Origin of the sequence: Blautia sp. AM47-4 (genome assembly GCF_003479865.1) — a bacterium.
In the GTDB taxonomy this organism is placed as follows: domain Bacteria; phylum Bacillota; class Clostridia; order Lachnospirales; family Lachnospiraceae; genus Fusicatenibacter; species Fusicatenibacter saccharivorans.
On sequence record NZ_QUHY01000005.1, the window covers coordinates 160,504 to 187,190 of the forward strand.

Annotated in this window: 27 protein-coding genes and 3 pseudogenes; 20 read left to right on the forward strand and 10 right to left on the reverse strand. The window is 46.3% G+C overall.

The window, feature by feature from the left end:
• Position 1: 1 nt before the first annotated feature.
• The 18 genes and pseudogenes from mreD (at position 2) to rsmH (ending at position 17,060) form a co-directional block, all read left to right on the forward strand.
• The gene (gene mreD, locus DW965_RS05160) at positions 2-529 is read left to right on the forward strand and encodes a rod shape-determining protein MreD (protein WP_022462850.1); all 528 of its coding nucleotides are present in this window, start codon (positions 2-4) and stop codon (positions 527-529) included.
• Positions 514-3,498, forward strand: a complete 2,985-nt coding sequence (locus DW965_RS05165; RefSeq protein ID WP_119198124.1) for a penicillin-binding transpeptidase domain-containing protein — start codon at positions 514-516, stop codon at positions 3,496-3,498. Before mreD ends, DW965_RS05165 begins: the two co-directional genes overlap by 16 nt.
• A gap of 129 nt (positions 3,499-3,627) precedes the next feature.
• Positions 3,628-4,406 (forward strand): annotated as a pseudogene (gene minD / locus DW965_RS05170) (septum site-determining protein MinD).
• Between the two features lie 12 nt (positions 4,407-4,418).
• Positions 4,419-4,679 carry a cell division topological specificity factor MinE gene (locus DW965_RS05175; RefSeq protein WP_022462853.1) on the forward strand — a complete coding sequence of 87 codons (261 nt, stop codon included), beginning with the start codon at positions 4,419-4,421 and terminating at the stop codon, positions 4,677-4,679.
• Positions 4,663-5,859, forward strand: a complete 1,197-nt coding sequence (locus DW965_RS05180; RefSeq protein WP_022462854.1) for an FtsW/RodA/SpoVE family cell cycle protein — start codon at positions 4,663-4,665, stop codon at positions 5,857-5,859. The genes DW965_RS05175 and DW965_RS05180 overlap by 17 nt, the downstream gene beginning before the upstream one ends.
• Entirely contained in the window at positions 5,834-6,238 is a 405-nt protein-coding gene (mgsA, locus tag DW965_RS05185) for a methylglyoxal synthase (RefSeq protein ID WP_022462855.1), read from the forward strand. Before DW965_RS05180 ends, mgsA begins: the two co-directional genes overlap by 26 nt.
• The gene (locus DW965_RS05190) at positions 6,213-7,298 is read left to right on the forward strand and encodes a D-alanyl-D-alanine carboxypeptidase family protein (protein WP_243004573.1); all 1,086 of its coding nucleotides are present in this window, start codon (positions 6,213-6,215) and stop codon (positions 7,296-7,298) included. Before mgsA ends, DW965_RS05190 begins: the two co-directional genes overlap by 26 nt.
• 221 nt (positions 7,299-7,519) lie before the next feature.
• Positions 7,520-7,939, forward strand: a complete 420-nt coding sequence (locus tag DW965_RS05195) for a hypothetical protein (RefSeq protein WP_022462857.1) — start codon at positions 7,520-7,522, stop codon at positions 7,937-7,939.
• Positions 7,940-8,144: 205 nt separating this feature from the next.
• The gene (locus DW965_RS05200) at positions 8,145-9,428 is read left to right on the forward strand and encodes an HlyD family efflux transporter periplasmic adaptor subunit (protein ID WP_147345099.1); all 1,284 of its coding nucleotides are present in this window, start codon (positions 8,145-8,147) and stop codon (positions 9,426-9,428) included.
• Positions 9,429-9,448: 20 nt separating this feature from the next.
• The gene (locus DW965_RS05205) at positions 9,449-10,144 is read left to right on the forward strand and encodes a YggS family pyridoxal phosphate-dependent enzyme (protein WP_022462859.1); all 696 of its coding nucleotides are present in this window, start codon (positions 9,449-9,451) and stop codon (positions 10,142-10,144) included.
• 89 nt (positions 10,145-10,233) lie between these two features.
• A complete protein-coding gene (locus DW965_RS05210) occupies positions 10,234-10,845 on the forward strand; it encodes a cell division protein SepF (protein WP_055217838.1) in 612 nt (203 codons plus the stop codon).
• 133 nt (positions 10,846-10,978) lie between these two features.
• Positions 10,979-12,091, forward strand: a complete 1,113-nt coding sequence (aroB, locus tag DW965_RS05215) for a 3-dehydroquinate synthase (protein ID WP_055217839.1) — start codon at positions 10,979-10,981, stop codon at positions 12,089-12,091.
• A complete protein-coding gene (gene lspA / locus DW965_RS05220; RefSeq protein ID WP_022462862.1) occupies positions 12,081-12,617 on the forward strand; it encodes a signal peptidase II in 537 nt (178 codons plus the stop codon). Before aroB ends, lspA begins: the two co-directional genes overlap by 11 nt.
• On the forward strand, positions 12,610-13,539 hold the full coding sequence (locus DW965_RS05225) for an RluA family pseudouridine synthase (protein WP_055228144.1): 930 nt from the start codon (positions 12,610-12,612) through the stop codon (positions 13,537-13,539). Before lspA ends, DW965_RS05225 begins: the two co-directional genes overlap by 8 nt.
• A 173-nt stretch (positions 13,540-13,712) precedes the next feature.
• On the forward strand, positions 13,713-14,351 hold the full coding sequence (locus tag DW965_RS05230; protein WP_118600972.1) for a cytidylate kinase-like family protein: 639 nt from the start codon (positions 13,713-13,715) through the stop codon (positions 14,349-14,351).
• A gap of 75 nt (positions 14,352-14,426) precedes the next feature.
• Positions 14,427-14,867 carry a D-aminoacyl-tRNA deacylase gene (gene dtd, locus DW965_RS05235; protein ID WP_022462865.1) on the forward strand — a complete coding sequence of 147 codons (441 nt, stop codon included), beginning with the start codon at positions 14,427-14,429 and terminating at the stop codon, positions 14,865-14,867.
• Positions 14,868-15,033: 166 nt separating this feature from the next.
• A complete protein-coding gene (locus DW965_RS05240) occupies positions 15,034-15,981 on the forward strand; it encodes an RluA family pseudouridine synthase (RefSeq protein WP_117761504.1) in 948 nt (315 codons plus the stop codon).
• A gap of 29 nt (positions 15,982-16,010) precedes the next feature.
• A complete protein-coding gene (gene rsmH / locus DW965_RS05245; protein ID WP_022462867.1) occupies positions 16,011-17,060 on the forward strand; it encodes a 16S rRNA (cytosine(1402)-N(4))-methyltransferase RsmH in 1,050 nt (349 codons plus the stop codon).
• 99 nt (positions 17,061-17,159) lie between these two features.
• Here rsmH and DW965_RS05250 read toward each other — a convergent pair whose 3' ends face one another.
• Both DW965_RS05250 and lexA read right to left on the reverse strand, forming a co-directional pair.
• Entirely contained in the window at positions 17,160-18,236 is a 1,077-nt protein-coding gene (locus tag DW965_RS05250) for a tyrosine-type recombinase/integrase (RefSeq protein WP_022462868.1), read from the reverse strand.
• Between the two features lie 206 nt (positions 18,237-18,442).
• Positions 18,443-19,111, reverse strand: coding sequence for a transcriptional repressor LexA (lexA, locus tag DW965_RS05255; protein WP_055217843.1), 669 nt, complete (start codon positions 19,109-19,111; stop codon positions 18,443-18,445).
• 253 nt (positions 19,112-19,364) lie between these two features.
• On the opposite strand from lexA, the gene DW965_RS05260 reads away from it, so the two are divergent.
• Entirely contained in the window at positions 19,365-19,739 is a 375-nt protein-coding gene (locus tag DW965_RS05260) for a LysM peptidoglycan-binding domain-containing protein (RefSeq protein WP_022462870.1), read from the forward strand.
• A gap of 193 nt (positions 19,740-19,932) precedes the next feature.
• Here the strand turns inward: DW965_RS05260 and DW965_RS05265 are convergent, their stop codons facing one another.
• The 5 genes and pseudogenes from DW965_RS05265 to DW965_RS05290 form a co-directional block, all read right to left on the reverse strand.
• Positions 19,933-20,307, reverse strand: a complete 375-nt coding sequence (locus tag DW965_RS05265) for an ArsR/SmtB family transcription factor (RefSeq protein ID WP_055217845.1) — start codon at positions 20,305-20,307, stop codon at positions 19,933-19,935.
• A 17-nt stretch (positions 20,308-20,324) separates the two neighbouring features.
• Positions 20,325-22,192, reverse strand: a pseudogene (locus DW965_RS05270) (heavy metal translocating P-type ATPase).
• A gap of 186 nt (positions 22,193-22,378) precedes the next feature.
• Positions 22,379-22,597: a cation transporter gene (locus DW965_RS05280; protein ID WP_055266075.1), complete on the reverse strand. Its 219-nt coding sequence runs from the start codon at positions 22,595-22,597 to the stop codon at positions 22,379-22,381.
• Positions 22,598-22,791: 194 nt separating this feature from the next.
• Positions 22,792-22,974: a hypothetical protein gene (locus DW965_RS05285; protein ID WP_055266077.1), complete on the reverse strand. Its 183-nt coding sequence runs from the start codon at positions 22,972-22,974 to the stop codon at positions 22,792-22,794.
• The gene (locus tag DW965_RS05290) at positions 22,974-23,156 is read right to left on the reverse strand and encodes a hypothetical protein (RefSeq protein ID WP_147398107.1); all 183 of its coding nucleotides are present in this window, start codon (positions 23,154-23,156) and stop codon (positions 22,974-22,976) included. Before DW965_RS05290 ends, DW965_RS05285 begins: the two co-directional genes overlap by 1 nt.
• A 705-nt stretch (positions 23,157-23,861) precedes the next feature.
• Between DW965_RS05290 and DW965_RS05295 the strand changes: the two genes are divergently transcribed.
• The gene (locus DW965_RS05295) at positions 23,862-25,559 is read left to right on the forward strand and encodes a carbon starvation CstA family protein (protein WP_022462875.1); all 1,698 of its coding nucleotides are present in this window, start codon (positions 23,862-23,864) and stop codon (positions 25,557-25,559) included.
• A 168-nt stretch (positions 25,560-25,727) separates the two neighbouring features.
• Here DW965_RS05295 and DW965_RS05300 read toward each other — a convergent pair.
• The 3 genes and pseudogenes from DW965_RS05300 to DW965_RS05305 form a co-directional block, all read right to left on the reverse strand.
• A pseudogene (locus DW965_RS05300) lies at positions 25,728-25,871 on the reverse strand (aldo/keto reductase); the annotation flags it as partial.
• Complete coding sequence (locus DW965_RS19085) at positions 25,872-26,036, reverse strand: hypothetical protein (RefSeq protein ID WP_022462877.1); 165 nt, start codon at positions 26,034-26,036, stop codon at positions 25,872-25,874. It abuts the pseudogene before it with no gap.
• A gap of 46 nt (positions 26,037-26,082) precedes the next feature.
• Positions 26,083-26,577, reverse strand: coding sequence for an HD domain-containing protein (locus DW965_RS05305; RefSeq protein ID WP_119198125.1), 495 nt, complete (start codon positions 26,575-26,577; stop codon positions 26,083-26,085).
• Between the last annotated feature and the right edge of the window lie 110 nt (positions 26,578-26,687).

Genomic DNA, 26,687 nt, shown 5'->3' on the forward strand with positions numbered 1-26,687 from the left:
AATGCGCAGAAAAATCACGCTTGCCTTTCTGATTCTGGCAGCTTTCCTGTTACAGACAACTGTATTTCAGTATTTTCAGATCGCGTCCGTAACGCCGAACCTTCTTCTGATTTTGACGTCCGCCTTTGGGCTGATGCGCGGAAAAAAAGAGGGACTGATGGTCGGATTTTTCAGCGGTCTGATGATTGATCTGTTCTACGGCAGCCTGTTTGGATTTTACGCACTGCTCTACATGTATATCGGTTATCTGAACGGCTTTTTCTGCAAAGTCTTCTATGACGATGATATTAAGGTACACATTGTACTGGTCGCTGCCAGCGATCTTGTCTACAGTCTGCTGATGTATGTGCTGCAGTTCCTGCTGCGCGTGCGCCTGCACTTTTTCGATTATCTGGCGCATATTATTCTGCCGGAAATGGTATACACGGTAGTGCTCTCCATTCTGCTTTACCGGCTTTTATTTATCATCAACCGTAAACTGACCGAAAATGAAATGGAAGGACAACAGTCGCCATGGCTAAGAAGATAAGAAAATTTTTCCGCAGACTCGGTGAAAACCGCACCCTATTGCTTGGTGTGGTTTTCCTTGCTATGTTTGCCGTCCTGATCGGAAGACTTTTTATCCTGCAGGTAGTGCATGGAGAAGAGTATGCGGATAATTTTGAACTGCAAATCACAAAAACCAGAACCCTTGAGAGTACAAGAGGAAATATTTATGACAGGAACGGAAAACTGATCGCTGGAAATAAGGTTTCCTACTCTGTAACCATCGAGGATAACGGAACGTACAACACGACAAAAGAACGTATTCTCTCTCTGAACGCAGAACTCTATCGTCTCTGTAAGCTGATTCGTGCAAACGGAGACTCGATTGACACCAGCACCTTCCCGATTGAAGTGGATGAGAACGGTGCGTTTGTTTTTACAGGTGAAGAGGGAACGACCCGCGACCGTTTCCGTGCAGACATTTATGGACAGAAGAAAATCGACGATATGACGGCAGAACAGAAGAGTTCCAGTGCCGAAACGCTGATGACATTTCTTGCCGGACCGGACGGCTTTGGCCTGGATGCCTATTCTGACGATGAAAAATACGCATATGCTGCCAAAGATTTTGAAGAGTATGGTCTTCCATACCAGACAGACGAATCCGGAAATGCTGTCCTTTCTCTTTCCAATCAGGAGCGTCTGGAAATTCTGGTGATCCGCTATAAGATGAAACAGACGAATTATCAGAAGTATGTCCGCGTGACAGTTGCTTCCGGCGTCAGCAGCAATACAACTGCATCGATTGCAGAGAATGAAGATGTTCTGCAGGGTGTCAGCATTTCGGAAGATTCCGAGCGTGTATATTATGACGGAAAGTATTTTTCCTCTCTGATCGGTTATACGGGCCAGGCGTCCTCAGACGAGCTGACAGAACTGAATGAAGAGCTGAAGAGCCAGGGAAAAGAAGAAACGTATTCCACGGAATCCATCGTCGGAAAATCTGGTCTGGAACAGTATATGGAGACAATCCTTCAGGGAACCGACGGATCAGAAGAGATTATCGTTAATAACGTCGGAAAAGAGCTGGAAACGGTAGAGGGATCCCTGGTTGAGCCAAAACAGGGAAATAACGTCTATCTTTCGATTGATTATGACCTGCAGATTGCGGTATATAAAATTCTGGAACAGAGAATTGCCGGCATTCTGAAACAGTATCTGAGTGATGTAAAATCCGTTGATACCTCAACACTTGCCAATACGGATGCCGTTCCGATTCCAATTTACGATGTATACAATGCACTGATCGAAAACAGCACGATTGATATTTCCCATTTCTCGGCGGCGGATGCCACGGAGCGTGAGCAGCGGATCTATGCACTGTTCCAGCAGAAACTCCAGCAGGTGCTTGCCGAGATTACGCAGGAACTGACCGTTGAAACAGCAACCGTTTACAACGACCTCAGCGATGAAATGCAGGAATATGAGACCTTCATCGTGGATAAGCTGCTTTCCAGTACGATGGGTATTCTTTCTTCAACAGCAATTGATGAGAAAGACGCCACCTATCAGGCATGGAATGACGGAACGATTTCTCTTCGTGATTACCTGACGTATGCGGCAAGCCAGAACTGGATTGATGTCTCAGCACTGACGCAGGATGATGCCTACCTGGATTCTCAGGAGGTTTATCAGAAGCTGACGGAGGTTATTCTGGACCGTCTGGCAAACAATACAACATTTGCAAAAAAGATGTATCACTATATGCTGCTGCAGGATATGCTCGATGGCTATGATATCTGCAATCTGATGTATGATCAGAACCTTCTGACGAAAGAGGATGACGATTATGCCGCTTATGTTGCAGGAAATATGACACCGTTCCAGCTTCTGTCCGATAAAATCGCCAAACTGGAAATCACCCCGGCACAGCTTGCACTCGATCCGTGTTCCGGTTCTGCTGTCATTACGGACCCGAATACCGGTGCTATTTTAGCCTGTGTTTCCTATCCTGGCTATGACAACAACCGCCTGGCAAACCAGATGGATACCGCATACTGGGCAAAATTGAATACCGATGAATCCAGCCCGCTGTACAACAAAGCAACCCAGCAGAAGACGGCTCCTGGTTCCACCTTTAAACCACTGATAGCGGTTGCCGGATTAAGCGAAGGCATAATTACTCCGACCAGTATCATCAACTGCAACGGTCTGTTCGGGGAAGGACTTGTCAACGAATCTGACTATGTCCACTGCCATCAGTTGAGCGGCCACGGAGATCTGAACATTGTCGGTGCCATCCAGAACTCCTGCAACGTGTTCTTCTGTACGCTTGGATATCGTCTGGGACTCGATGAGAACGGCACCTTTACACAGAAGCGCTCTCTGGAAATGATCCAGAAATATGCCGATATGTTTAAGCTGGATGAAAAGACTGGAATCGAAATTTCGGAAACCGATCCGAATGTAACCGATTCCCTTCCGATCCCTTCCTCGATTGGTCAGGGTACCAACAACTATACGACGACACAGCTTGCACGCTATGTCACAACGATTGCAAATTCCGGTACGGTTTATAATCTTTCCCTTCTGCAGAAAGCAACGGATTCGGATGGCAATGACATCGATATGGGCGCAGATTTCGGCCCGACGGTAAATTCAGAAATGGATGTTGATTCCAGCATCTGGGATCTGGTACACGAAGGCATGCGAAAAGTAATCAGCGTATCCAATGCGACCATTTTCCCGGAATCCTGGCCGGTAGAGCTTTCCGGAAAAACCGGTACCGCGGAGGAAGACCATACACGTGCAAACCATGGACTGTTTATGGGCTTCTCTCACTATGAGAGCAGAGACGATATTGCTCTTGCCGTCCGCATTCCGTTTGGATATTCTTCTATGAACGCAGAGTTGGTAGCTAAGGATATCTTAGATTATTACTATGGCCTCTCAGACGATATTCTGTCCGGTCAGGCAAATTCCAACGGTGTTGCAAGCGTGAGAGCAGACTAAGGAATTTTTCCGGCGGAAACGAAGCCTGGGAAGAAAGCTGCAAAAGAGAAAGGATGTGTTTTTAAACAAAGGTTTGGACGCATCCTGCGGCATGAAAATGCAGAACAGTTTTCAACAAGGAGGTTCCAGATGAGTGAAGTCATTGTAATTACATCAGGAAAAGGCGGCGTCGGAAAGACGACAACCGCAGCAAATATCGGAATCGGGCTGGCACAGCTTGGAAAGAAAGTTGTGATGGTAGATACCGACATCGGTCTTCGAAACCTGGATGTCGTGCTCGGCCTTGAAAACCGGATTGTCTACAATCTTGTGGATGTTGTGGAGGGCAACTGCCGGATGAAGCAGGCGCTAATCAGCGACAAACGGTACGAGCAGCTCTACCTTCTCCCGTCTGCCCAGACGAGGGACAAGACAAGCGTAACGCCCGAGCAGATGAAAAAACTCTGCGATGAATAAAACAGAGCTTTGATTTTGTTCTTCTTGACTGTCCGGCAGGCATTGAGCAGGGATTTGCAAATGCAGTTGCCGGTGCCAATAAGGCAATTGTTGTGACTACGCCGGAGGTTTCGGCCATCCGGGACGCGGACCGCATCATCGGCCTTCTGGAGGCGCAGGATCTGAGGGATATCTCTCTTGTCATCAATCGTATCCGGCCGGATATGGTAAAACGCGGTGAAATGATGTCGGTGGATGATGTACAGGAAATTCTTGCTGTTCCGCTGCTCGGCATTCTGCCCGATGATGAGCAGGTAGTAATCGCCACCAACCAGGGCGAAGCGATCGCTGGAAGCGGTTCCAAGGCAGGAGAAGCCTTTACGAATATCAGCCACAGGATCCTCGGGGAGAGTGTTCCCTACTTGGATCTTGACAGCAAAAAGGGATTTTTCCGCCGTGTATTCGGGCGATAGGAGGGAACTGGTATGGGTTTATTTTCAGGCAGAAAGCCGCACTCCGGCCTCGTTGCAAAAGAACGTCTGTCCAATCTTTTAATGGCAGAACGTCTGAACTGTTCTCCGGCATCGCTTCAGATGCTGAAAAATGATCTTTCTGCTGCTGCAGGAAAATACCTTACCGTTGAGGCGGATGAAATTTCCGTCACCATTACACAAACAACCCCTGTCATACTGACAGCGAAAATACCATTGAAAAGAAACGAGGAGTATCATGTTAAGACGATATAAGCTGAAAAATTATAATTTCCGGCTGGTCATTCTTCTGATTGCCATCAGCATCATTGGTGTGCTTCTGATCGGAAGTGCAGACAGTGCAGACCAGAAAAAACAGGCCATCGGAGTCGTATTGGGCGTAGTCATCATGATTATTGTCTCTTTGCTTGACTATAGCTGGCTTCTGAATTTTTACTGGGTTCTTTACATCGGAAATCTGATGATGCTTGGCGTTCTTTATCTCGGCGGTTCTACCGCAAAAAACACGTTTGGTGCGACCCGTTGGATTCAGATCGGAAGCTTTCAGTTTCAGCCGACCGAGCTGTCAAAAATCTTTCTGATCATGTTTTTTGCGATGTTTCTGATGAAGCATGAAGAAGATCTGAATACGGCGAAAACCATTTTTACCGCGATCGGGCTTCTGATTCCGCCGCTCGTTATGATTTACCGTCAGCCGGATTTGAAAAATACGATTACGGTCATGGTTCTGTTCTGCTTTATGATGTATGTGGCGGGCTTAAGCTACAAAGTTATCGCCGTTGTTCTGGTTTCCGGTTCAGCACTGGTACTTGCGCTTCTGCTTGTCATTACGCAGGTGAATTTCCAGCTTCCGGCGGCTCTTGACAAGACGATTGGTTATCAGCTTGGGCGAATTCAGGACTGGTTAAGCGATGATGCCGACAACGCCGACGGCCGTCTCCAGCAGCAGAATTCCATTACAGCCATCGGTTCCGGAAAGCTGACCGGAAAAGGACTCAACAACAATAAAGTTTCTTCCGCAAATAAGGGAAATTTCGTTTCCCAGAACCATAATGACTTTATTTTTGCAGTGGCAGGAGAGGAACTTGGTTTCTTTGGATGCTGCGGAATCATCCTGCTCCTGTTCCTGATTCTCGTCGAATGCATCCGGACTTCCCGGAAAGCAAAAGATCTGTCAGGAACGTTGATCTGCTGCGGTATGGCAGGACTCATTGCCTTTCAGAGCTTTCTGAATATCAGTGTTGCAACCGGAATCCTGCCGAACACCGGTACACCGCTTCCGTTCGTCAGCTATGGACTGACCTCCCTTGTAACACTTTACATCGGAATGGGGCTTGTCCTGAATGTCGGACTGCAGAACCGGGATTTTGTAACCAGAAACTATGAATTACTAAGGAGGAAAACCATCAATGAACATCGGATTGATCGCGCATGATGCAAAAAAAACGCTGCTTCAGAACTTGTGTATCGCCTACCGCTCGGTACTTGCCAAGCATACTCTTTACGCAACCGGAACTTCCGGCCGTCTGGTAGAAGAGGCAACCGGACTTAACGTCCGCAAATATCTGGCTGGACACGTTGGAGGCGTTCAGCAGATGGGTTCTCAGATTGAACAGAATGATCTGGATCTTGTGATTTTCCTGCGGGATCCGGAACAGCCGAAACAGCATGAGCCGGATGTCCATCGGATTATCCGTCTCTGCGACGTACACAGCATTCCGCTTGCCACCAATCTTGCAACGGCAGAAATGCTGATCAAATCATTAGACAGAGGAGAAATGGACTGGCGTGAAATCTACCGGAGAAACGACTAATACTACAGAAAAAGAACAGAAACTGCCTGTAACGGAGAAAAACGGGACTGCTCCGGAAAAAACCGAACATATTTTAAACCGCCTGATCATCGGCGCGGGTGTCTGTGTTGCTGTTATTGCGGTTCTGATCGGTGTGAAACTGTACCGTCAGGACCGCCAGATGGACATTACAGAGCCGTTTGCGCGAAGTATGGTGCTCGCCTCCGATCCGCTTTCGGCAGAAAAACGGTTTCAGGCTGAAACGCTCTCTGCCGATCTCTGTGTCGGTGAGACGAGCGTACCGCTGAATGATATCTCGTTTTCTTCACAGGTAAAGGCCGGACTGTTTGATCTGGATCACAAAAAAGTATTGTTCGCGCAGAATATGTATGATCAGGTCTACCCAGCCAGCATCACGAAGATCATGACGGCTCTCCTTGCCATGGAATACAACCAGCCGGATACGCAGGTAACGATCACAGAAGAGGATCTTGCGCTGGAAGATGGATCCCAGATGAGTGGACTGGCCGTGGGCGATACGGTAACGATGGATCAGCTTTTCCATGCATTGTTGATTTATTCTGCCAACGATGCTGCTATGGCGATTGCCCGCCAGGTAGGCGGAAGTGTAGAGAATTTCGTTCAGATGATGAACGATAAGGCAGCTTCCCTTGCCATGACCGGTACGCATTTTGCAAACCCGCACGGTCTTCACAATGAGAATCATTACACTACTGCATATGATGTTTATCTGATGCTGTATGCTGCCTATCAGCATACGGAATTCCAGAATACGATGTCAATGTCTTCCTACACGCTGAACATGACGCATGCGGACGGTATGGCGGGAACGATCTATTTAAGCTCCACGGACAAATATCTGACCGGAGAGAAAAACGCACCGGAAAACGTGACGGTGCTCGGCGGAAAAACCGGAACGACCGATGAGGCCGGTTCCTGCCTGGCACTGGTATCCCAGAATGCATACGGAGAACCGTTTATCTCAGTCATTCTTCATGCATCAACAAAAGTGGAACTGTACGAGGACATGAACACTCTTCTTTCCAATATCAACTCCTGACGTAATCTTTTTGCAATCCCCCGGACGGCGTTTTTTCTGCCTCTCCGGGAGATTGTCGTATCCGTTTAGAAAAACAGAGCTCCTTTCCCCGCAAATTAGAAGATTTTTCAGAATTTTTTCATTTTACCATTGAAAACGTTGGTGAATTGTACTATAATTAAACCATGAACTTAAAGGTTTTTGGTGAAAATATCTTATTCTAATCTAAGGAGGAAACTGCTATGGTTCAATTAATTGTAGGCAAGAAGGGAAAAGGCAAAACAAAACAGCTGTTAGACAAAGTAAATGCAGAGGTAAAAACCGCAAACGGAAATATCGTGTATATTGACAAGAGCACAAAGCACATGTTTGAATTAAACAACAAAGTACGTCTGATTTCCGCAACCGACTATCCTCTGAAAAACAGTGATGAATTTATCGGATTTATCTGCGGTATCGTTTCTCAGGACCACGATCTCGCAAGCGTTTATCTCGACAGCTTCCTGAAAGTAGCAAAACTGGAAGGCGAGGACATCACAGATTGTGTTGAACAGCTGGAAGGCATTGGCAAGCAGTATAACATTACCTTCGTATTAAGTGTCTCCATGGATAAAGAAGAGCTTCCGGAAGGCATGCAGGATAAGATTATCGTTGCACTGTAACCAAAACTGTATTATAATAATTGCATAGCGACAAAACCAAAGGACGGCGCTTACGGCACCGTCCTTTTAGCGCATGGATTAAACAATAAAAGGAGCATACATTTTGTCTAAGCAGAAAAAGAACAGCCGCCGGCATTCGAGAATCCGTTTCCCTTTTCCAGCGTTGAATATTGGAAATATCATCTTTGGAGCCCTTTTTTTCTATATGGCAGTTTCACTTTTCTTTTACCTGACCGCCGATCATATCAAATCTTTTCAGGTTGTGCAGGGAACTTTATCCCGGAATGATACCTATACCGCATTCGCCATGCGGACAGAGAGTGTGCAGCTTTCCTCCGGCAGCGGATATGTTCAGTTCTATACCCCAAATGCATCGAAAATCAGCCGCGGAAGCGCTGTTTATGGGATTTCCGCAACAGAAAATGCCGATACCTCTGGTATTTCGGCAGATGCGGCAACGAGAACGTCGCTTCGTTCCTCGCTCGCACGTTTTTCTTCTGATTATGATTCCAGTTCCTTTTCCGGCATTTATCAGCTGAAAACAGAACTTTCCGCAAAGCTGCTTGCCGCTGCCGCTGAAAACGGAGATTCCTCATCACAGACGATATTTTATGCAGATCAGGACGGTGTTGTCGTCTACGGCAGTGATGGATATGAAAGCTATACGGAGGACAGCCTTACGCCGGAGCTTTTCTCTACGAAAGCCTCTGTGGTTTCCTTTGATTCCGGCGCGCAGACGGAGACTGGAAATGCAGTATACCGTCTGGTGACAGATGAGCAGTGGGAAATTGCCGTTCCGGTGACGAATAAGCAGGTCGTTACACTTTCCAATTTCAGTACGATAAAAGTTAAATTTCTGAAAGACGGAAAAACACAGACGGGAACACTGAATCTAAAGTCCATTAACGATCAGAACTATGCTGTCATTTCGTTTACAAGCGGGATGATCCGTTATGCGGAAGACCGTTTTCTTTCAATAGAGCTGGTCACAAACACTGGAAGCGGACTGAAAATTCCAAATACTGCCATCACGGAAAAAGATTTCTATAAAATCCCGGCGCAGATGCTCGTACAGGGCGGAGACAGCAATTCTTCCGGTTTCCTGCGGGAAAAGACCGATAAAAAAGGAAATGTCATGCTGGATGATAACGGACAGCCGGTGACAGAATTTGTAAACGCCACGATCTATGAGCAGGTCAATGATGAAAATGATAATCCGGTCGAATATTACGTCGACATGGCCGCTTTTAATGATGGAGATATACTTCGTGCACAGGATTCCGCCACAACGTATCAGATTGGAGAAACGGTTCCGCTGCAGGGTGTTTACTGCATCAACAAAGGATATGCTGTATTCCGCAAAATTCAGATCATCGATCAGAATGCGGAGTATTCTATCATAAAAAAACAAACGCAATACGGCATTTCGCAGTATGATTATATTGTGGAAAATGCATCCACCGTCAGTGAAGAAGATATTGTGCATTAAATACTGGAGGTTAGAAAGATATGCTGAAAGAGAACTATGAAGAAGTCCAGAAGAAAATTACAGAAGCCTGCAAAAGAGCCGGACGGAACCGGGAGGAAGTTACCCTGATTGCGGTCAGCAAGACAAAACCGGTCGAAATGCTTTCCGAAATCTATGATCTTGGCGAACGCAATTTCGGTGAAAACAAAGTGCAGGAGCTGACAGAAAAAGAGGAAGTGCTGCCAAAGGATATCCACTGGCACATGATCGGTCATCTGCAGCGGAATAAAGTAAAATACATTGCAGGAAAAGTTGCCCTGATTCATTCTGTCGATTCTCTTCGTCTGGCAAAAACGATCAGTGAGGAAGCGGTAAAGCACAACTGCGAAATCCCGATCCTGATCGAGGTAAACGTTGCCGGCGAGGAAAGCAAGTTTGGTGTCTCCGTAGAGGAAACCCTTCCATTGATTGAAGAAATCGCAAAACTTCCGGCAATTCATGTGGAGGGACTTATGACCATTGCACCGTATGTGGAAGATCCAGAAGAAAATCGTCCGGTTTTTCGCAAATTAAAGGAATTAAGTGTTGACATTGCCGCCAAAAACATTAATAATGTACGTATGGCCATTTTGAGCATGGGCATGACCGGCGATTACGAAGTAGCAGTAGAAGAAGGCGCCACTTTAGTACGGGTTGGAACCGGAGTCTTTGGCGAACGGGATTACAGTAAAAGATAACAGGAAGTCTTTCCAAGAAGAGTGACCCCGCGCATTCTGCACGGCTGTCTGGCCAAATGCCACAGGACTAAAAATAGGAGAGTATAAGAATGAGTGTTTTAGACAAATTTCTGGATGCCATCCGGCTGAACGACGATTACGAGGAAGAGGATGCTGATTCGGATAGCTTCTTCGATGAAGAAGACGATGATATAGAAGAAAAACCAAAGAAACGTTTCTTCCGTAAACTGGAGAACGAGGATGAGGACGAAGAGGAAGAGCCGCAGGCGAAACCGGTTCACACTGCACCGCGTAAACAGCCGGCGCCAAAGACCACCGCTTCAAGCCAGGCTGCTGCTGCACGAGCTCCAAAGCCAGCTGCTCCGGTTTCCTCGAAAGTTACTCCAATGAGAAAGAAAGCAGGTGCATTAAATATGGAAGTATGCGTCATCAAACCGGCTTCCATGGAGGATACCCGTGAAATCGCGGATACGCTTCTGGCCGGATGTACCGTTGTCCTTAACTTAGAAGGCATTGATGTGGATATTGCCCAGAGAATCATTGATTTCTGCTGTGGTGCATGCTACTGCATGAGCGGAAGTCTGCAGAAAGTTTCCAGCTATATTTTCATCCTGACACCGTCCAGTGTAGAAATTTCCGGCGACATCCAGGATATCTTAAGCGGAGCTTTTGATCTTCCAAATATCCGTACCGATTATTAAAGAAAATTATCTTTGCAGTAAATTAAAATGGATCTACTGGATCAATTATTGATTTACTTAGTAACAAAGGAAAAGCATCAGATGCAGGATTCTGATGCTTTTTTCATGAAAGAACATACAGGAGGCATAATTTATGAAAACACTTACCGTTAAAAGAGAAGGCACATCTACTGAATTTTCTTATGAAATTGTCTGGGACGGCAGCTACGAACGCCTCGCCGGCTGTGTGGAGAACTTAAAACTCCCTGCAAAAAAGGCCTGCATTGTCACAGACAGCACGGTTTCAGAACTGTATCTGGAAGAGGTAAAAAATGTACTGTCCCCGCTGTTTGAGACCGTAACCGCATTTGTTTTCCCAGCTGGTGAAGCAAGCAAAAATCTGGATACCGTCAAAGATCTGTACACGCATCTGATTGAAAACCACTTTGAGAGAAAAGACATTTTATTCGCACTCGGCGGCGGTGTCGTTGGGGATCTGACCGGCTATGCGGCGGCAACGTATCTGCGCGGCATTGATTTCATCCAGCTTCCGACGACACTGCTTGCACAGGTAGATTCCAGCGTTGGAGGAAAAACGGGCGTCGATTTCGACCAGTACAAAAATATGGTCGGTGCATTCCATCATCCACGTCTTGTCTATATGAATATGGCAACCTTAAAATCCCTGAACGGCGAACAGTTTGCCTGCGGTATGGGAGAAGTCCTGAAAACAGGTCTGATCCGCGATGAAAAATTCTACATCTGGACCATCAATCACATGTCTGAGATCGAAGAGCGGATTGAGCCGGTATTAACGAAAATGATCCAGAAATGCTGCGATATCAAACGCCAGGTTGTAGAAAATGACCCAACAGAACAGGGAGAGCGTGCCGTTTTAAATCTTGGCCATACGATCGGTCATGCCATTGAAAAGCTCAAAAACTTCGAACTGCTCCATGGCCAGTGCGTTGCACTTGGAACCGTTGCTGCTGCCTATATTTCCTACAAGAGAAGTTATCTCTCCGATGAAGAGTTTTACGAGATTCGTGATATGAACGTCGGTTTCTATCTGCCAATCACCGTGGACGGCCTGAAATCGGAAGATATTCTGGCTGCAACAAAATCGGACAAGAAAATGGAACAGGGTACGATCAAATTCATCCTTCTGGAGTCTGTCGGCCATGCTGTGGTGGACCGCACGGTTACAGATGAAGAAATGCTGGAAGCTATCAATTCTATTAATGGAGATCTGATCGATGAAGAGTAAAAAACTTTCTCCGCTGGCCGTTTATCTGGTTTGCGCGGCAGCGATTGTCCTTCTGCTTGCAGCAGATCAGTATACAAAATCACTGGCAGTGCAGTATCTGAAGGACCAGCCGTCGATCGAGCTCATTCCAGGGGTTTTGGAGCTGTTTTATCTGGAAAACCGCGGTATGGCATTCGGACTTCTGCAGGATCAGTACTGGCTGTTTGCTATGATGACGGTATTGTTTCTGATCGTCATGGTGATTGTCTTTTACAAGCTTCCAAAGACACGCCGCTTTTTACCGCTTTTTGCCGTGCTGACTGTTCTGACGGCTGGTGCGGTCGGAAATTTTTACGATCGTTTTCTGAATCACTATGTCGTTGATTTCATCTACGTTTCGCTGATCAACTTTCCGGTTTTTAACGTAGCTGATATTTATGTCACCGTATCGGTCGCTGTCTTTTTACTGCTGTATCTGTTGTACTACAAGGACGAAGACTTCGCATTTCTGCATAAAAACGCCAAAAAGGAGGAGTCCGATGGCTGAAGAAGAACGGATTTTGGAAGTTACACCGGATTTTGACGGAAAACGGATTGATCAGTGCCTGGCCGCATCTTTTTCGGACTGTTCCCGTTCTTTTCTGCAGAAGCTTTTAAAAGACGGAAAGGTTTCGATCAACGGAAAAACGCAGAAAGCAAGCAGCAAGGTTGCCGCCGGTGATGCCGTTCTGGTGCTTCTGCCGGAACCGGAAGAACTGAACGTGGAGCCAGAAAACATTCCGCTTGATATTCTGTACGAGGATGATGATCTTCTGGTCGTCAATAAGCCAAAGGGGATGGTCGTACATCCGGCGGCAGGCCACAGCAGCGGAACACTGGTCAATGCGGTTCTGTATCACTGCCGCGGAAATCTCTCCGGCATCAACGGCGTTCTGCGCCCCGGAATCGTCCACAGAATCGATATGGACACAACGGGTGCCCTGGTTATCTGTAAGAGCGATTTCGCCCACCAGAGCCTCGCAGAACAGCTCTCTGTACATTCCATTACCCGAAAGTACCGGGCAATTGTCCATGGGAATCTGAAAGAGGACGAGGGAACCGTGCGCGGTGCAATCGGCCGCCATCCGACAGACCGGAAAAAGATGGCGATTAATGAACGGAACGGAAAACCGGCGGTCACACATTACCGTGTGCTGGAACGCTTTGGAAATTATACGTATATTGAATGCCAGCTGGAAACCGGCCGGACGCATCAGATTCGTGTCCATATGGCAAGTATCGGGCATCCGCTGCTTGGCGATGCGGTTTATGGCCCGAAGAAATGCCCGGTGAAAAACCTGCAGGGACAGACGCTGCATGCGATGGTACTTGGATTTATCCATCCACGGACCGGTGCCTATATGGAGTTTGAGGCGCCGCTTCCGGAATATTTTTCCAATCTGTTGCTGCAGTTTCGAAAAAATGTCTGAAACTGCTTAAAAAGAATGATATTTCAAAAAGTATATAGTTAATTTGTATAAGTTTTATCAAAATGTTCTGTACTTTCTGTGAATTCTGTAGTATACTAGATGTAACGAAAAAACGCGAGTTACTACATCTGTGAAAGCAGATTATTGTGACGGAATGGAAAGGAGCGGATTATATGAAAACTATCATAACGATTGGACGTCAGTACGGAAGCGCCGGACATTCCATTGGTAAGATTTTAGCGGATGGCCTGGGAATCAAGTACTATGACAAAGAGCTGCTGGAGAGAGCAGCAAAGGACAGCGGATTATGCCAGGAATTGTTCGAAAACCACGATGAAAAACCAACCAACAGCTTTTTATACTCTCTGGTTATGGACAGTTACTCCTTCGGCTATGGATCTACCATGATGGATATGCCGCTGAACCAGAAGGTATTTCTGGCGCAGTTTGATGCCATCAAGAAGATTTCGCAGGACGGTCCGTGTGTCATCGTAGGCCGCTGTGCAGATTATGCACTGGAGGAAAATCCGAACGTGCTGAGCATCTTTATTAAAGCAGATATGCAGGATCGCATCCGCCGTATCGCAAAGCTGTATGATCTTTCTGATGCAAAAGCAAAAGACAAGATCACAAAGATCGACAAACAGCGTGCAAGCTACTACAATTACTACACCAGCAAACGCTGGGGCGAGGTAGACAGCTACGACCTGTGCCTGAACAGCAGTGTATTCGGTATCGATGGAACCGTAGATATGATCAAACAGGCAATTGAAGTTAAAGAAGCGGGAATCCGCAAGATTTTCAGCATCTGATCAAAACAGAACATAGGAGAAACGACCCTCCTCTTAAAAATAAGAGGAGGGTCATTTTATGAAAGGATTTTAAAGATGAGAATTGTTATACAACGTGTAAAAAGAGCAAGTGTTTCGGTGGAAGAGAAGGTTGTTGGATCGATTCAGAAAGGTTTTCTGGTTCTGATCGGTGTCGGCCAGGGGGACGATGAAGCAACAGCAGACAAGTATATGAAAAAACTGCTGGGACTGCGTATTTTTGAAGATGAAAATGGAAAGACGAACAAGTCCCTGGCAGATGTGGATGGACAGCTTCTGATGGTTTCACAGTTTACCCTGTATGCCAACTGTAAAAAAGGAAACCGTCCAAGCTTCACGGAAGCAGGCGAGCCGCACAGAGCAGAAGAACTGTATGAATATATGGTCGCGAAAGCACGGGAACAGGTTCCTGTTGTCGAAACGGGAGTGTTCGGGGCTGAGATGGAAGTATCACTGGTGAATGATGGGCCGTTTACGGTGATCTTAGAGGATCTGTAAATAAAATTTTTTTGTTTGCCGAATCGGTAAAACAGAACGTGGTTTGCGAGATCTGTGAAACCTGTTTTTGTCTAGAGATAGTGTACCATCATCGTACTGAATTGTTTGTATTTATATAGTTTACATAAAATGATTATGTGAACTTGTGAAGAGGAGAAAATCTTTTATGCCGCAATTTGACTATCAGCAGCTGTGTCACTTTGTCCTTCCGGAACAGGGGGGACTGTCGGTGGAAACAATTCTAAAACGTTTTCTGCACCTGACACCACGTGAAATCCGCCATGCCAAATATATTCCGGATGGAATTCAGAAAAACGGTGTTTCCTGCCGCACAAATGCAGTTGTCCAGACTGGAGATACGATCACTTTTCGATATGCGCAGAAGTGTCCCCACCTTTCCGAAGATCAGGTTCTGCCGGTATCAGGTGATTCTGCCGGCGTACGGATTCTCTATGAGGACAGTGATCTCTGTGTCGCAGACAAGCCATCCGGTATGGTCTGCCACGCTTCCCACGGCCATTATTCCGATTCCCTGACACATGCTGCCGCATCCCTGTTAAAAACACCGACAGCGCCTTCTGAACTCCGCTGCATCGGCCGTCTTGACAAAGATACATCGGGTCTGGTACTATTTGCAAAGAATCAGCTGGCTGCTGCCAGACTGTCCCGGCAGCGGGAGAGCGGCGCGCTGAAAAAAGAATACCTGGCTCTGGTACACCATCCCTTTTCCGAAGAAACGCAAAAAGAAACCATTCGTCTTTCCATGGAGCAAATTCCAGGAGATGACCCTGATTCTTTCGATCCGTCTGGGAAACGTATCACTAAAATGCGTATCTGTAAAGAAGGGAACGGCCTGTGGGCTACTACACACTACGAGGCTGTCCTTCAGGATCCTTTCTGGGCCGTCGTGTGCTGCCGTCTGGAAACCGGCCGCACGCATCAGATCCGTCTTCACATGGCATCTATTGGACATCCACTTTTCGGAGATCCGCTCTACGGAGTCCGCGACGGCGGTACCCGTGCCGCGCTCCATGCCTGGAAACTGCACTTTCTGCAGCCGATGACAGGAGAACCAATTGATCTGGAAAATATTCGAACGCACATGTTCGATTAAATATATTTGAAGTATAAGGAGAACATTTTATGGAAGAACAGAAAGAACACAAACGCCGCGTCCGCTACAAAGGCACACATCCGCGGAATTACAATGAGAAATACAAAGAACTGAATCCGGAGAAATATCAGGGGACCATTGAGCATGTGATCCAAAAGGGAAGCACACCGGCCGGCATGCATATCCCGATTCTCGTAGATGAAATCCTCGATTTTCTCAAGATCGAGCCGGGACAGAACGGACTTGATGCAACACTCGGATACGGCGGCCACAGCTCCCGTATGCTTGCATGCCTGCAGGGAAAAGGGCATCTCTGTGCGCTGGATGTCGATCCGATCGAGATGGCAAAAACAAAAGAACGACTGGCCGCGCAGGGGTACGGCCCTGAGATTTTAACGATTCTTCATCAGAATTTTGCCAATATTGATCAGGTTGCTGCCAAATACGGCCCCTTTGACTTCATTCTGGCGGATCTTGGTGTTTCCTCCATGCAGATTGATAATCCGGAGCGCGGCTTTTCCTACAAATATGATGGACCGCTGGATCTTCGCCTGAATCCGGAGGCAGGAATTTCCGCGGCCGAGCGTCTGCGCACGGTTGCACGCGATGAACTGGAAGGCATGCTCATTGAAAATGCCGATGAACCGTATGCAAAAGAAATTTCCCAGGTTGTTACGCGGGCACTTCGGAAAGGAAAGAAAATTGACACTACGTTTGCACTGCGTGATCTGATCGCTGAAGCACTGGATTTTCTTCCGAAAGACGAGAAAAAAGAAGCCATCAAAAAATCCTGCGCCCGCACCTTCCAGGCACTGCGGATCGATGTAAACAACGAATATGAGGTTCTGGAAGCATTCATGGAAAAACTTCCGGATGCTCTTGCTCCGGGCGGCAGAGCGGCAATTCTGACGTTCCATTCCGGCGAAGACCGGCTTGTGAAAAAGTCCATGAAGGGACTGTATCAGATCGGTATTTATTCCGAATATTCAAAAGAAGTCATTCGTCCTTCCAAAGAAGAATGCATCCGCAACAGCCGTGCAAGTTCAACGAAAATGCGCTGGGCAATTAAGGCGGAGTAACTTAAAAAAAAGCAGGAGAGAAGTCGTCTCCATAAAAAAGAGGAATCAACGAATGGGATATAATCCCTGTTGATTCCTCTTTTGGTTTCTGATATGTTTTTATTCCTCATGCTCCGGCATGGACTCCCGCAGCCGTACCGCTGTGGCAGCCTGACGGCGCCTTGCATCGTCCATGGCAGCATAATGTTTCTTCGTCGTATTGACATCCTTATGGCCGAGAACATCTGCAACAAGATAAATATCGCCTGTTTCCTGATACAGCGTCGTACCGTACGTACTACGCAGTTTATGCGGCGTAATTTTCTTCGTTGTCGTCACCTGGGACGCATATTTCTTCACCAGATTTTCCACCGTCTTGACGTTGATCCGTTTTCTCTGCGCCGAATAGAAGAGTGCGTGTTCGTGTCCTGCCACAGGTGTAATACCTGCGCGGACTTCGATATACTTTTTCAGTGCCTCGGCAACTTCATCTCCAAAGTAGACAAACATTTCATTTCCACCTTTTCGAAGCACTTTGATGCCATTGTTTTTAAAATCGACATCCTCAATATCTAACCCGACACATTCCGACACACGGATTCCCGTGCCAAGCAGAAGAGTAATGATTGCAAAATCACGTTCCTTTGTTTTTTCATAGTAGGCCCGCTGATGATTGCTCAGCCCGTCGCCGCAGGATTCAATAAAATCGAGAAGCTCCGCAACCTCATTTGGCTCCAGACGGATAATTTCTTTTTCGTGGAGCTTCGGCATATCGATAAGCAGCGTAGGATTTGTCTCAATCAGTTCCTTTTTGAAATAATAGGAATAGAACGTCCGAAGTGCCGACAATTTTCGTTTCAGGCCTTTTTCCCCGTTGGTGGTATAAGATTCCTGGGAACCGATATAAGCCTTTAAATATTCTGTGTATTCCTCAAGATCAAGTGCAGTGACCTGGTCAAGCACATCAACGGACATCTGATCCATGGGAATTTTGGCAAGTTCCGGATTTTCTTTCTGCAGATACTGAAAAAAGATCCGAAGGTCATATGCATATTTGATTCGTGTGCTGGTCGATGTCGTTGTGCTGATGCCGCGGAAAAATTCGGAAGTAAAAGAGGGAAGCGTCTTCAGAACCTCGCGGAGCTTCAGTGTATTTTCCATATCGGTTTGTTCGTGATACGTAATTTTTGATTTCATAACTGCAAATGAGCCTTTCTAAACAGAAAAACCGGGAAAATAAAAGAAGTATTTCTTCTATATAACTATTCGGGAAACGCAGGTTTTTCGAATAGTTGGAGAGTTACTTTCAGAAATCACCGGTTTTTCCTCTGAAACCGCCGAATTTTACAGGCCGATTTCTTGTTCGTTTTTTCACAACATTTTTTATTTTCTTCTTTTATTTTTCAGGATAAAAATCTTAATACTCCGATTACCTTTCCTACGATCTGCAGATCATTCACAAGGATCGGATCCATCTCATCGTTTTCCGGCTGCAGGCGGAAATAACCGTCTTCCTTGTAGAATGTTTTTACTGTAGCGGAATCATTGACCAGAGCGACAATTTTTTCTCCATTTTCCGCAGTTGCCTGTTGTTCCACAAGAACAAGGTCACCGTCTAAAATACCTGCATTTACCATGCTTTCGCCCTGTACCTTTAAAAGGAACGTTTCTGCGTTTGGCAGACGGTCTACCGGCATAGGGAAATATCCTTCAATATTCTCTACCGCAAGAATCGGTTCTCCGGCAGCTACTTTGCCGATCAGCGGAATCTGTGCAACCTCACTCTGGGATGCGGTGTCTTCCGATGCAATTCCCTGGATTGCACCAAGGCGGCCGGTATGGAATCCTTCATCGCAGATTTCAATGGCTCTCGGTTTTGTTGCATCTCGTTTGATATAGCCTTTCCGCTCCAGTGTTTCCAGATGTGCATGTACCGAGGATGTAGAACGAAGGGAAACCGCTTCGCAGATCTCACGCACAGACGGCGGGAATCCTCTCTGCAAAATTTCCTGTTTTAAATATTCGAGAATCTGTCTCTGTTTCTCTGTCAGTTTATTTTTGTCTCCAGCCATCGTATGTTCCTCCTGTCGTTTCGTTTTTTATATGAATTAGGGTAGTCCCCTCTTTCTATACGATATTTGCTTAAAATATACCAAATAAATTTTACCATAAATCCCACCGGAACGCAAACAAAAGTTTCGAAAATTTGTTCGTATTTCGTATTGACAAACATACGTTCTTTTATTATAATGAACATATATTCGAAAGAACAAATGTTCACATAGCACAACTACTCTTCTATCACAAATCAAGGGGGAATTTTACATGAGTACCAATGCAAAGAAAAGAAAATCACTGAGAGAAAGACGAAAAATCCAGAGAAGAAAACTGCAGATCCGCGCAGCCGCCGCTCTCCTGTCTCTGGTTGCCGTCACATTTCTTTTAATCTTCCACTTCACGCCGCAGAATACGCAGGCAGACAGTGAGCCGAAAGCTCCAACCTACAAATACTACACCAGTATCCGCGTTTCTTCCGGCGATACACTGTGGGACATCGCCAAAGAATACCGTACAGAAGAATACTCCGATATTTCCAGTTACATTGCTGAGGTCCGTGAGATTAATCACCTGAGTTCCAACCAGATCACGGACGGTATGTATCTCTGCATTCCGTATTACTCCGAGGAGTATAAATCATGAAATTCAAGAAATACTTTACATAATTCGGTTATGTAAACAAAGTAAAAAAACAGCTTCCAAAATGCACGGAACCTTCTAAAACAACATGTTCGGGAAGCATGGTTTACCAAATAAAGAATGAATGTGAAAAGCAGAAACGTCCCGCAAATGAAATTTCTCATCTGCGGGACGTTTCTGCTATCTTATGCTTTTTTTAATCCTCTTCAATATGCTCCTGTCCCTGTGCGATGATTGTCCGTACATGACCATCTGCAAGAGAGTAGAACACCGATTTTCCTTCTCGTCTGCTCTTTACCAGCTTATTCTGCTTCAGAATGCGAAGCTGGTGGGAAATTGCGGACTGTGTCATGTGCAGTGCTTCTGCCAGGTCGCAGACGCATACCTCTGCCTCAAACAGGACAAACAGGATCTGGATCCGCGTGGAATCACCAAATACCTTGAAAAGCTCTGCCAGATCGTAAAGCTCTGTTTCATCCGGCATGGTCTCATTGACAATCTTTACCAGATTTTCATGAACCTCACAGGAGTCACAGCACAGATCAGCTTCTTCCGGATTGATTTTTGCCATTTTGTGTCCTCGTCTTTCTATAGATTTTTCACAAACAGAGCACGAATTGCATTCAGAACCGCCAGAATCATAACTCCGACATCTGCGAAAATTGCCATCCACATGTTAGCGATACCGATGGCTCCCAGAAGCAGGAACAATACTTTGATACCAATTGCAAAATAAATATTCTCATAAACAATGTGAATACATTTTCTGGAAATGTGAATTGCTTTGGAAATCTTGAGCGGATCGTCGTCCATCAGAACGATATCAGCTGCTTCAATTGCTGCGTCGGAACCGAGTGCTCCCATCGCAATACCGATATCGGCACGGGACAGTACCGGTGCATCGTTGATGCCGTCACCTACGAAGGCAAGTTTTTCTTTTTCTGTCTTTGCAGCAAGCAGCTCTTCCACTTTACTTACTTTGTCACCAGGAAGCAGTTCGCTGTAAACTTCATCAATTCCAAGATCTGCAGCTACCTGATCGGCTATCCGCCTGGAGTCTCCGGTCAGCATAATCGTCTTTTTAATACCGGATTTCCGCAGCGCCTGAATCGCCTCTTTCGCATGCGGTTTGATCATATCACAGATCAGGATATGTCCGGCATACTTGCCGTCTACAGCAACATGGACGATGGTGCCGACGCTGTGGCAGTCGATATAATCAACGCCAAGGCGTTCCATCAGTTTTGCATTTCCGGCAGCGACATTTTTACCGTCTACCTTTGCTGTTACACCGTTTCCGCTGATCTCTTCGATGTCCGTGACACGGCTTCGGTCGATCAGTTTTCCATATGCTCTCTGCAGACTCTTGCTGATCGGATGGCTCGAAGCACACTCAGCAAGTGCTGCGTATTCCAGAACATCTTCCTGACTGATCGTATTGTGGTGAATACCGGCTACTTCAAAGACACCCTGTGTCATGGTACCGGTTTTATCGAATACAACGTATTTGGTCTGGGAAAGTGTTTCCAGATAGTTGGAACCTTTCACCAGGACACCTTCATGGCTTGCGCCGCCGATACCGGCGAAGAAGCTGAGCGGAATACTGATGACCAGTGCACAAGGGCAGCTGATAACCAGGAAGGTCAGCGCACGGTAAATCCATACGCTCCACTCAGGAGCGGCACTTAAAAACAGCATCCGTACCAGCGGCGGCAGGATTGCCAGCGCCAGCGCACCGTAGCAGACTGCCGGTGTATAGTATTTCGCAAATTTGGAAATAAAGTTCTCGGATCTTGATTTCTTGGAGCTGGAGTTTTCCACAAGGTCCAGAATTTTGGATACGGTGGACTCTCCAAACTCTTTCGTTGTTTTTACTTTAATCAGACCGGACATATTGATACATCCGCTGATGACTTCGTCTCCCTCCCGGGCGTCACGCGGAACACTCTCTCCGGTCAGGGCACTGGTATTCAGTGTGGTGTTTCCTTCTTCGATCACACCATCGATCGGAATCTTTTCACCAGGCTGTACAACGATGATTGTGCCAACCTCAACTTCATCCGGATCAACCTGCTCGAGTTTTCCGTCTACCTCGATATTTGCATAATCCGGGCGGATATCCATCAGTTCGCTGATGTTCCGGCGGCTCTTTCCGACAGCATAGCTCTGGAACAGTTCGCCGATCTGGTAAAACAGCATAACGCTACGCCCTCCGGATACTCGCCAAGCAGAATGGCACCGACCGTTGCAACAGCCATCAGAAAGTTTTCATCAAATACCTGTTTGTTCAGGATTCCCTTCCAGGCCTTTTTCAGGATATCGTATCCGATGACCAGATAAGGAACCATAAAGGTTGCAAATCGCACATAGCCGGTTGTCGGCAGTACCGCGCAGAGAATCAGAAGAACCGATGCAACGATGACGCGGATGAGAACCTTTTTCTGTTTCTTATTCATACATATGCCTCCTTTGTTCTTACCGCCGGATGAAAAAATCCAGCATTTCATCCCAGAGATTTACAGATCCAAATCCGCTGCTCCAGAGAGAAAATACTGGATTTTTCTCGAGCTGAACCGCAGACAGGTTTTAGAATCTATTCTGCTCCAGCTTTTTCTTCCATCCGCCGATGAAAGTTTTTTATTTTAGAGGAAGATCTCGCAGTCATCCTCAACTTTTTTGCAGTTTTTCAGAACATCCTGCATAACGCTCTTTGGATCCTGTCCGTCTTCGAACTCAACGATCATTTTGAGCATCATAAAGTTTACGGTAGCATCCTTTACACCTGCTGTGTTTTTTGCAGCCTCTTCCATTTTGTTTGCACAGTTTGCGCAGTCAACATCGATCTTATACGTTTTCTTCATCGCTTTTGATCTCCTTTTTCATTTTCACTGTTCATATGAACATTTATTCATATGTTTGTTTTTATTATAGCACCAGTGATGCAATTGTCAATGGAAAACTGAAAAAAATCAAAAAATCTGCCCGTCGGATTTTTTTGATTCCTGCGGGCAGATAGATCTGTTATTTATTTCTCATAAAGAAACGTTATGTTCTGCTATTTTTCACTTTTCCGAATCACAATCTGTCCGAACCGTGCACATCCGTCCAGAACCTCTATTTTCAGAATGCCTTCTCCTGTAACGGTACCGAGTGTGAACCGTTCGAGTGTGTTCGGTGCTGTTTCATATGCAAAATATGGATGAACATCCGAAGTTACTTTCTCACCGGCAGGAGGCATTACCCCTTCAAAAAGAGTCTCTCCCTGAATAGCTGCCTGTACCTTAACCTCTTTGTCTGCACAATTTCCTCGTAGAAATAGACCAGCTTCGGTGTCAGCTCCTCGCGGCGCGGCGTCATGGAGATCGGCTCGTTGATACAGTCATATGCGCCGATGATCCAGCGGTCTTTGTATCTTCTCATAAACTCTTCCGTCAGAAGAAACATCCGAAATCATTCGCCATAATACCGTCCTGATTGTGCAAAAATCCCCTTACACGTTCTTTGTCATAATACCCCATACAAAAATACCACCTTTCCGCAGAAGCCTTCTGGTTCTGCGCTTTTTCTTCTATTATAAAAATTCTGGTTTTCTGTGTCAAGAAATAAATTTTTACTATTTTCAGGGAAAAAACATGATATTTTTAAAAAAATTGCTTGACAAACCGAAAAATGAGACTATAATGCAAAGTGTTCAAAAGAAAAAAGGGATCAGAAAAAAGCAATGAGCAGGACAACATTTTTCGGGTGAGCCTTTACAGAGAACCATCGGCTGGTGCGAGATGGCAGGTATCCCAAAGAACAATCCCCTGTGAGCTGTACAGACGAAACCAGAAATGGAAAGTAGTCCGGACCGGCCTCTCACCGTTAGCAGAGAAGAGATTCACCGGAAAGTGTATCAAATGGTTTCGGGGATCTTGTCTGAGTGATCGACCAAAAGAAACAGCCGATAATTAGAAGTGGTAACGCGGAGCGTTTTTTGAAAGCTTCGTCTTCTTGCATAAGTCAGGGAGACGAAGCTTTTTTTGTTTCCAAGCATACCAACACAATTGCCTTTTCCCTTTTCTTTTTCCATTTGAAATCCATGTAAACTGGAAATATCATTTTTGAACGAGGAGGAATTTTATTATGAACACGTTGGTTATTGTACTGATCGCCGCCGTATGTCTGATAGCAGGTTATACCTTCTACGGAAGCTGGCTGGCAAAGAAATGGGGCATCGATCCCAAAGCAAAAACACCTGCCGTTGCAAAAAATGACGGTCAGGATTACGTCCCTACCGATGGATGGACCGTATTCGCCCATCAGTTTTCTTCAATCGCAGGTGCAGGCCCTGTCACCGGTGCCATTCAGGCCGCTGTCTTTGGATGGGTTCCCGTCCTTTTATGGATCCTGATCGGCGGTATCTTCTTTGGTGCTGTTACCGATTTCGGTGCGCTGTATGCGAGTGTCAAAAACGAAGGAAAATCCATGGGACTTCTCATTGAGAAATACATCGGCAAAACAGGAAAAAAACTGTTTCTTCTCTTCTGCTGGCTCTTTACACTGATCGTTATCGCCGCCTTTGCAGATATGGTTGCCGGAACATTTAATGCTTACGAAACGGTTGACGGCGTCACAAAGCTTTCTGCCCAGGCAACTGTAAACGGCGCTGCCGGAAGCATCTCCCTGCTGTTTATCGCTTTTGCTGTTGTCTTCGGACTGCTCCAGAAAAAACTGCAGTGGAAAGGCTGGAAAGAAATGGTACTCGGCCTTGCATGCACCGTTGCAGCTTTTGCAATCGGCATGAATGTACCGCTTGTAACAAGCAAAGCAACCTGGACTTATCTGGTATTTGCCTACATCTTTCTTGCCGCTGTCCTTCCGATGTGGCTTCTGATGCAGCCGCGTGACTTTATGACAACCTTTATGTTTGCCGGCATGATCCTTGGCGCTGTTGTCGGACTTGTTGTTGCACACCCGAAAATGAATCTTCCAATGTACACCGGTTTCCACAATGCGGCATCCGGAGATCTGTTCCCGATCCTGTTTGTCACCGTTGCCTGTGGTGCTGTTTCCGGATTCCACAGCCTGGTATCGTCTGGAACCTCTTCGAAAACCATTGCGAATGAAAAAGATATGCAGAAAGTCGGATACGGAGCTATGGTTCTGGAGAGCCTGCTTGCCGTCCTCGCCCTCTGCGTTGCCGGTGCTGCTGCTTCTGCAGACGGTACGGCTGCTGTCGGAACGCCATTTGCGATCTTTTCTTCCGGTGTTGCCGGATTTCTGGAAATGTTCGGCATCCCGGTATACGGAGCACAGTGCTTCATGACGATGTGTGTATCGGCGCTGGCACTTACCAGTCTTGACTCCGTTGCACGAATCGGCCGTATGTCCTTCCAGGAACTGTTCACTGTCGATGATATGGAACATGCTGCCGGATGGAGAAAGCTGCTCTGCAATAAATATTTCTCTACCATTGTTACTCTGCTCTGCGGCTACATCCTGACCCAGATCGGATATGCCAATATCTGGCCGCTGTTCGGAAGTGCAAACCAGATGCTGAGTGCACTCGTTCTGATCACGCTCTGTGTCTTCCTGAAAGTCACCGGCCGTGAAAACAGAACCCTGTTCCCGCCGCTCATCATCATGCTCTGTGTCACCTTTACCGCACTGGTAGAGCGTGTCATTGCACTTGTAAAAGCGTATGGAGCAGGAACCGCTGTCTTCCTCGTTGAGGGACTGCAGCTCATCATCGCCATTCTGCTGATGGTTCTTGGTGTCATCATTGTCATCAGCTGTGGAAAAGAACTGTTCCGGAAGAAAGCGGGACAGGAAACGAAATAATATAGATGTTTCTTCAAAGAGCTTCCTAACGCAAAACGCCGTCAGACTACAACAAGTCTGACGGCGTTTTACATGCCATAGTTTTTTACGAAACAATTGCCGCCTTGGTCGCACCGATAATCGGGGAGCTGACTCCCTTCGCCCATTGCCATGCCAGTGCGGTCATACATTCAGGGCTTCCATTGTTTCCTCAATCGGAGTTTCGTAGTCAAAACGGTGAATGATATACAGATCCAGATACTCTGTTCCCAGCCGTTTCAGTGTACCGTCAATCTCTCTGTGAATGGCTTCTGCCGACAGATTGCCAAAATTTTACTCCGTATAATACTGTGCCTGCGCATTCCAAAGCTCATAGTATTTGCCGTTTGTATCCACAAATCCCCTGTTCCATAAGGTAGCATCCAGATACTTCGGGATCTCCCGGTTGACCGCCATAAAGGTTAAATGACCCCGGCTGTCCTGCTGTAAAAGTGACATCCTCCACCACCTGTAGAGGTGGGGGAGGATGTCACACTTCATGACCTTATTCCTTCTCCAGAAACATACTCTTCAACAGATGCGTTCCCGCTTCCGTCCGAAATACTTTTCTGCAGAAATTTTCAATCGCCTGTTTTGAATATTCGCTCTCGCCGGCATTGACCAGAAAATCGGCTTCCAGCAGGATCTGGTAATCCATTCCATCTACATTTGTATAGGTATGATGATGCGTAACCAGCCATGTGATGCGTTCGACATCCAGTTCTCCTGCCGGTACATCTTTGAAAAATTCTGCAACGAGCGGCGCACTTTCCTCTTCCTGATGCTTTCCGCTGGTATTTCCGTATTTTTCCCGACACAGCGGGCAGGCAATATCATGGACAACAGCTGCCATCTCCAGCGTTTCCTGTATTTTTGGATCCAGTCCTTCCGCCTCGCCGATGTTCTTTGCAAAGGCCCATACCTTCAGAAAATGATAAATATCATGAATATTTCCCTTATAAAAATCTGTCATTTTTTCAATTGCAGCAGCAATTTTCATATCGTGTTTCCTCCTTCGCATCCTGTCTTTCTTCCCATTATATCACATGTTTCACGCATTTGAGTATCAGATTATCATCTGATCTTATCACAAAATATGCAAAAACAGGA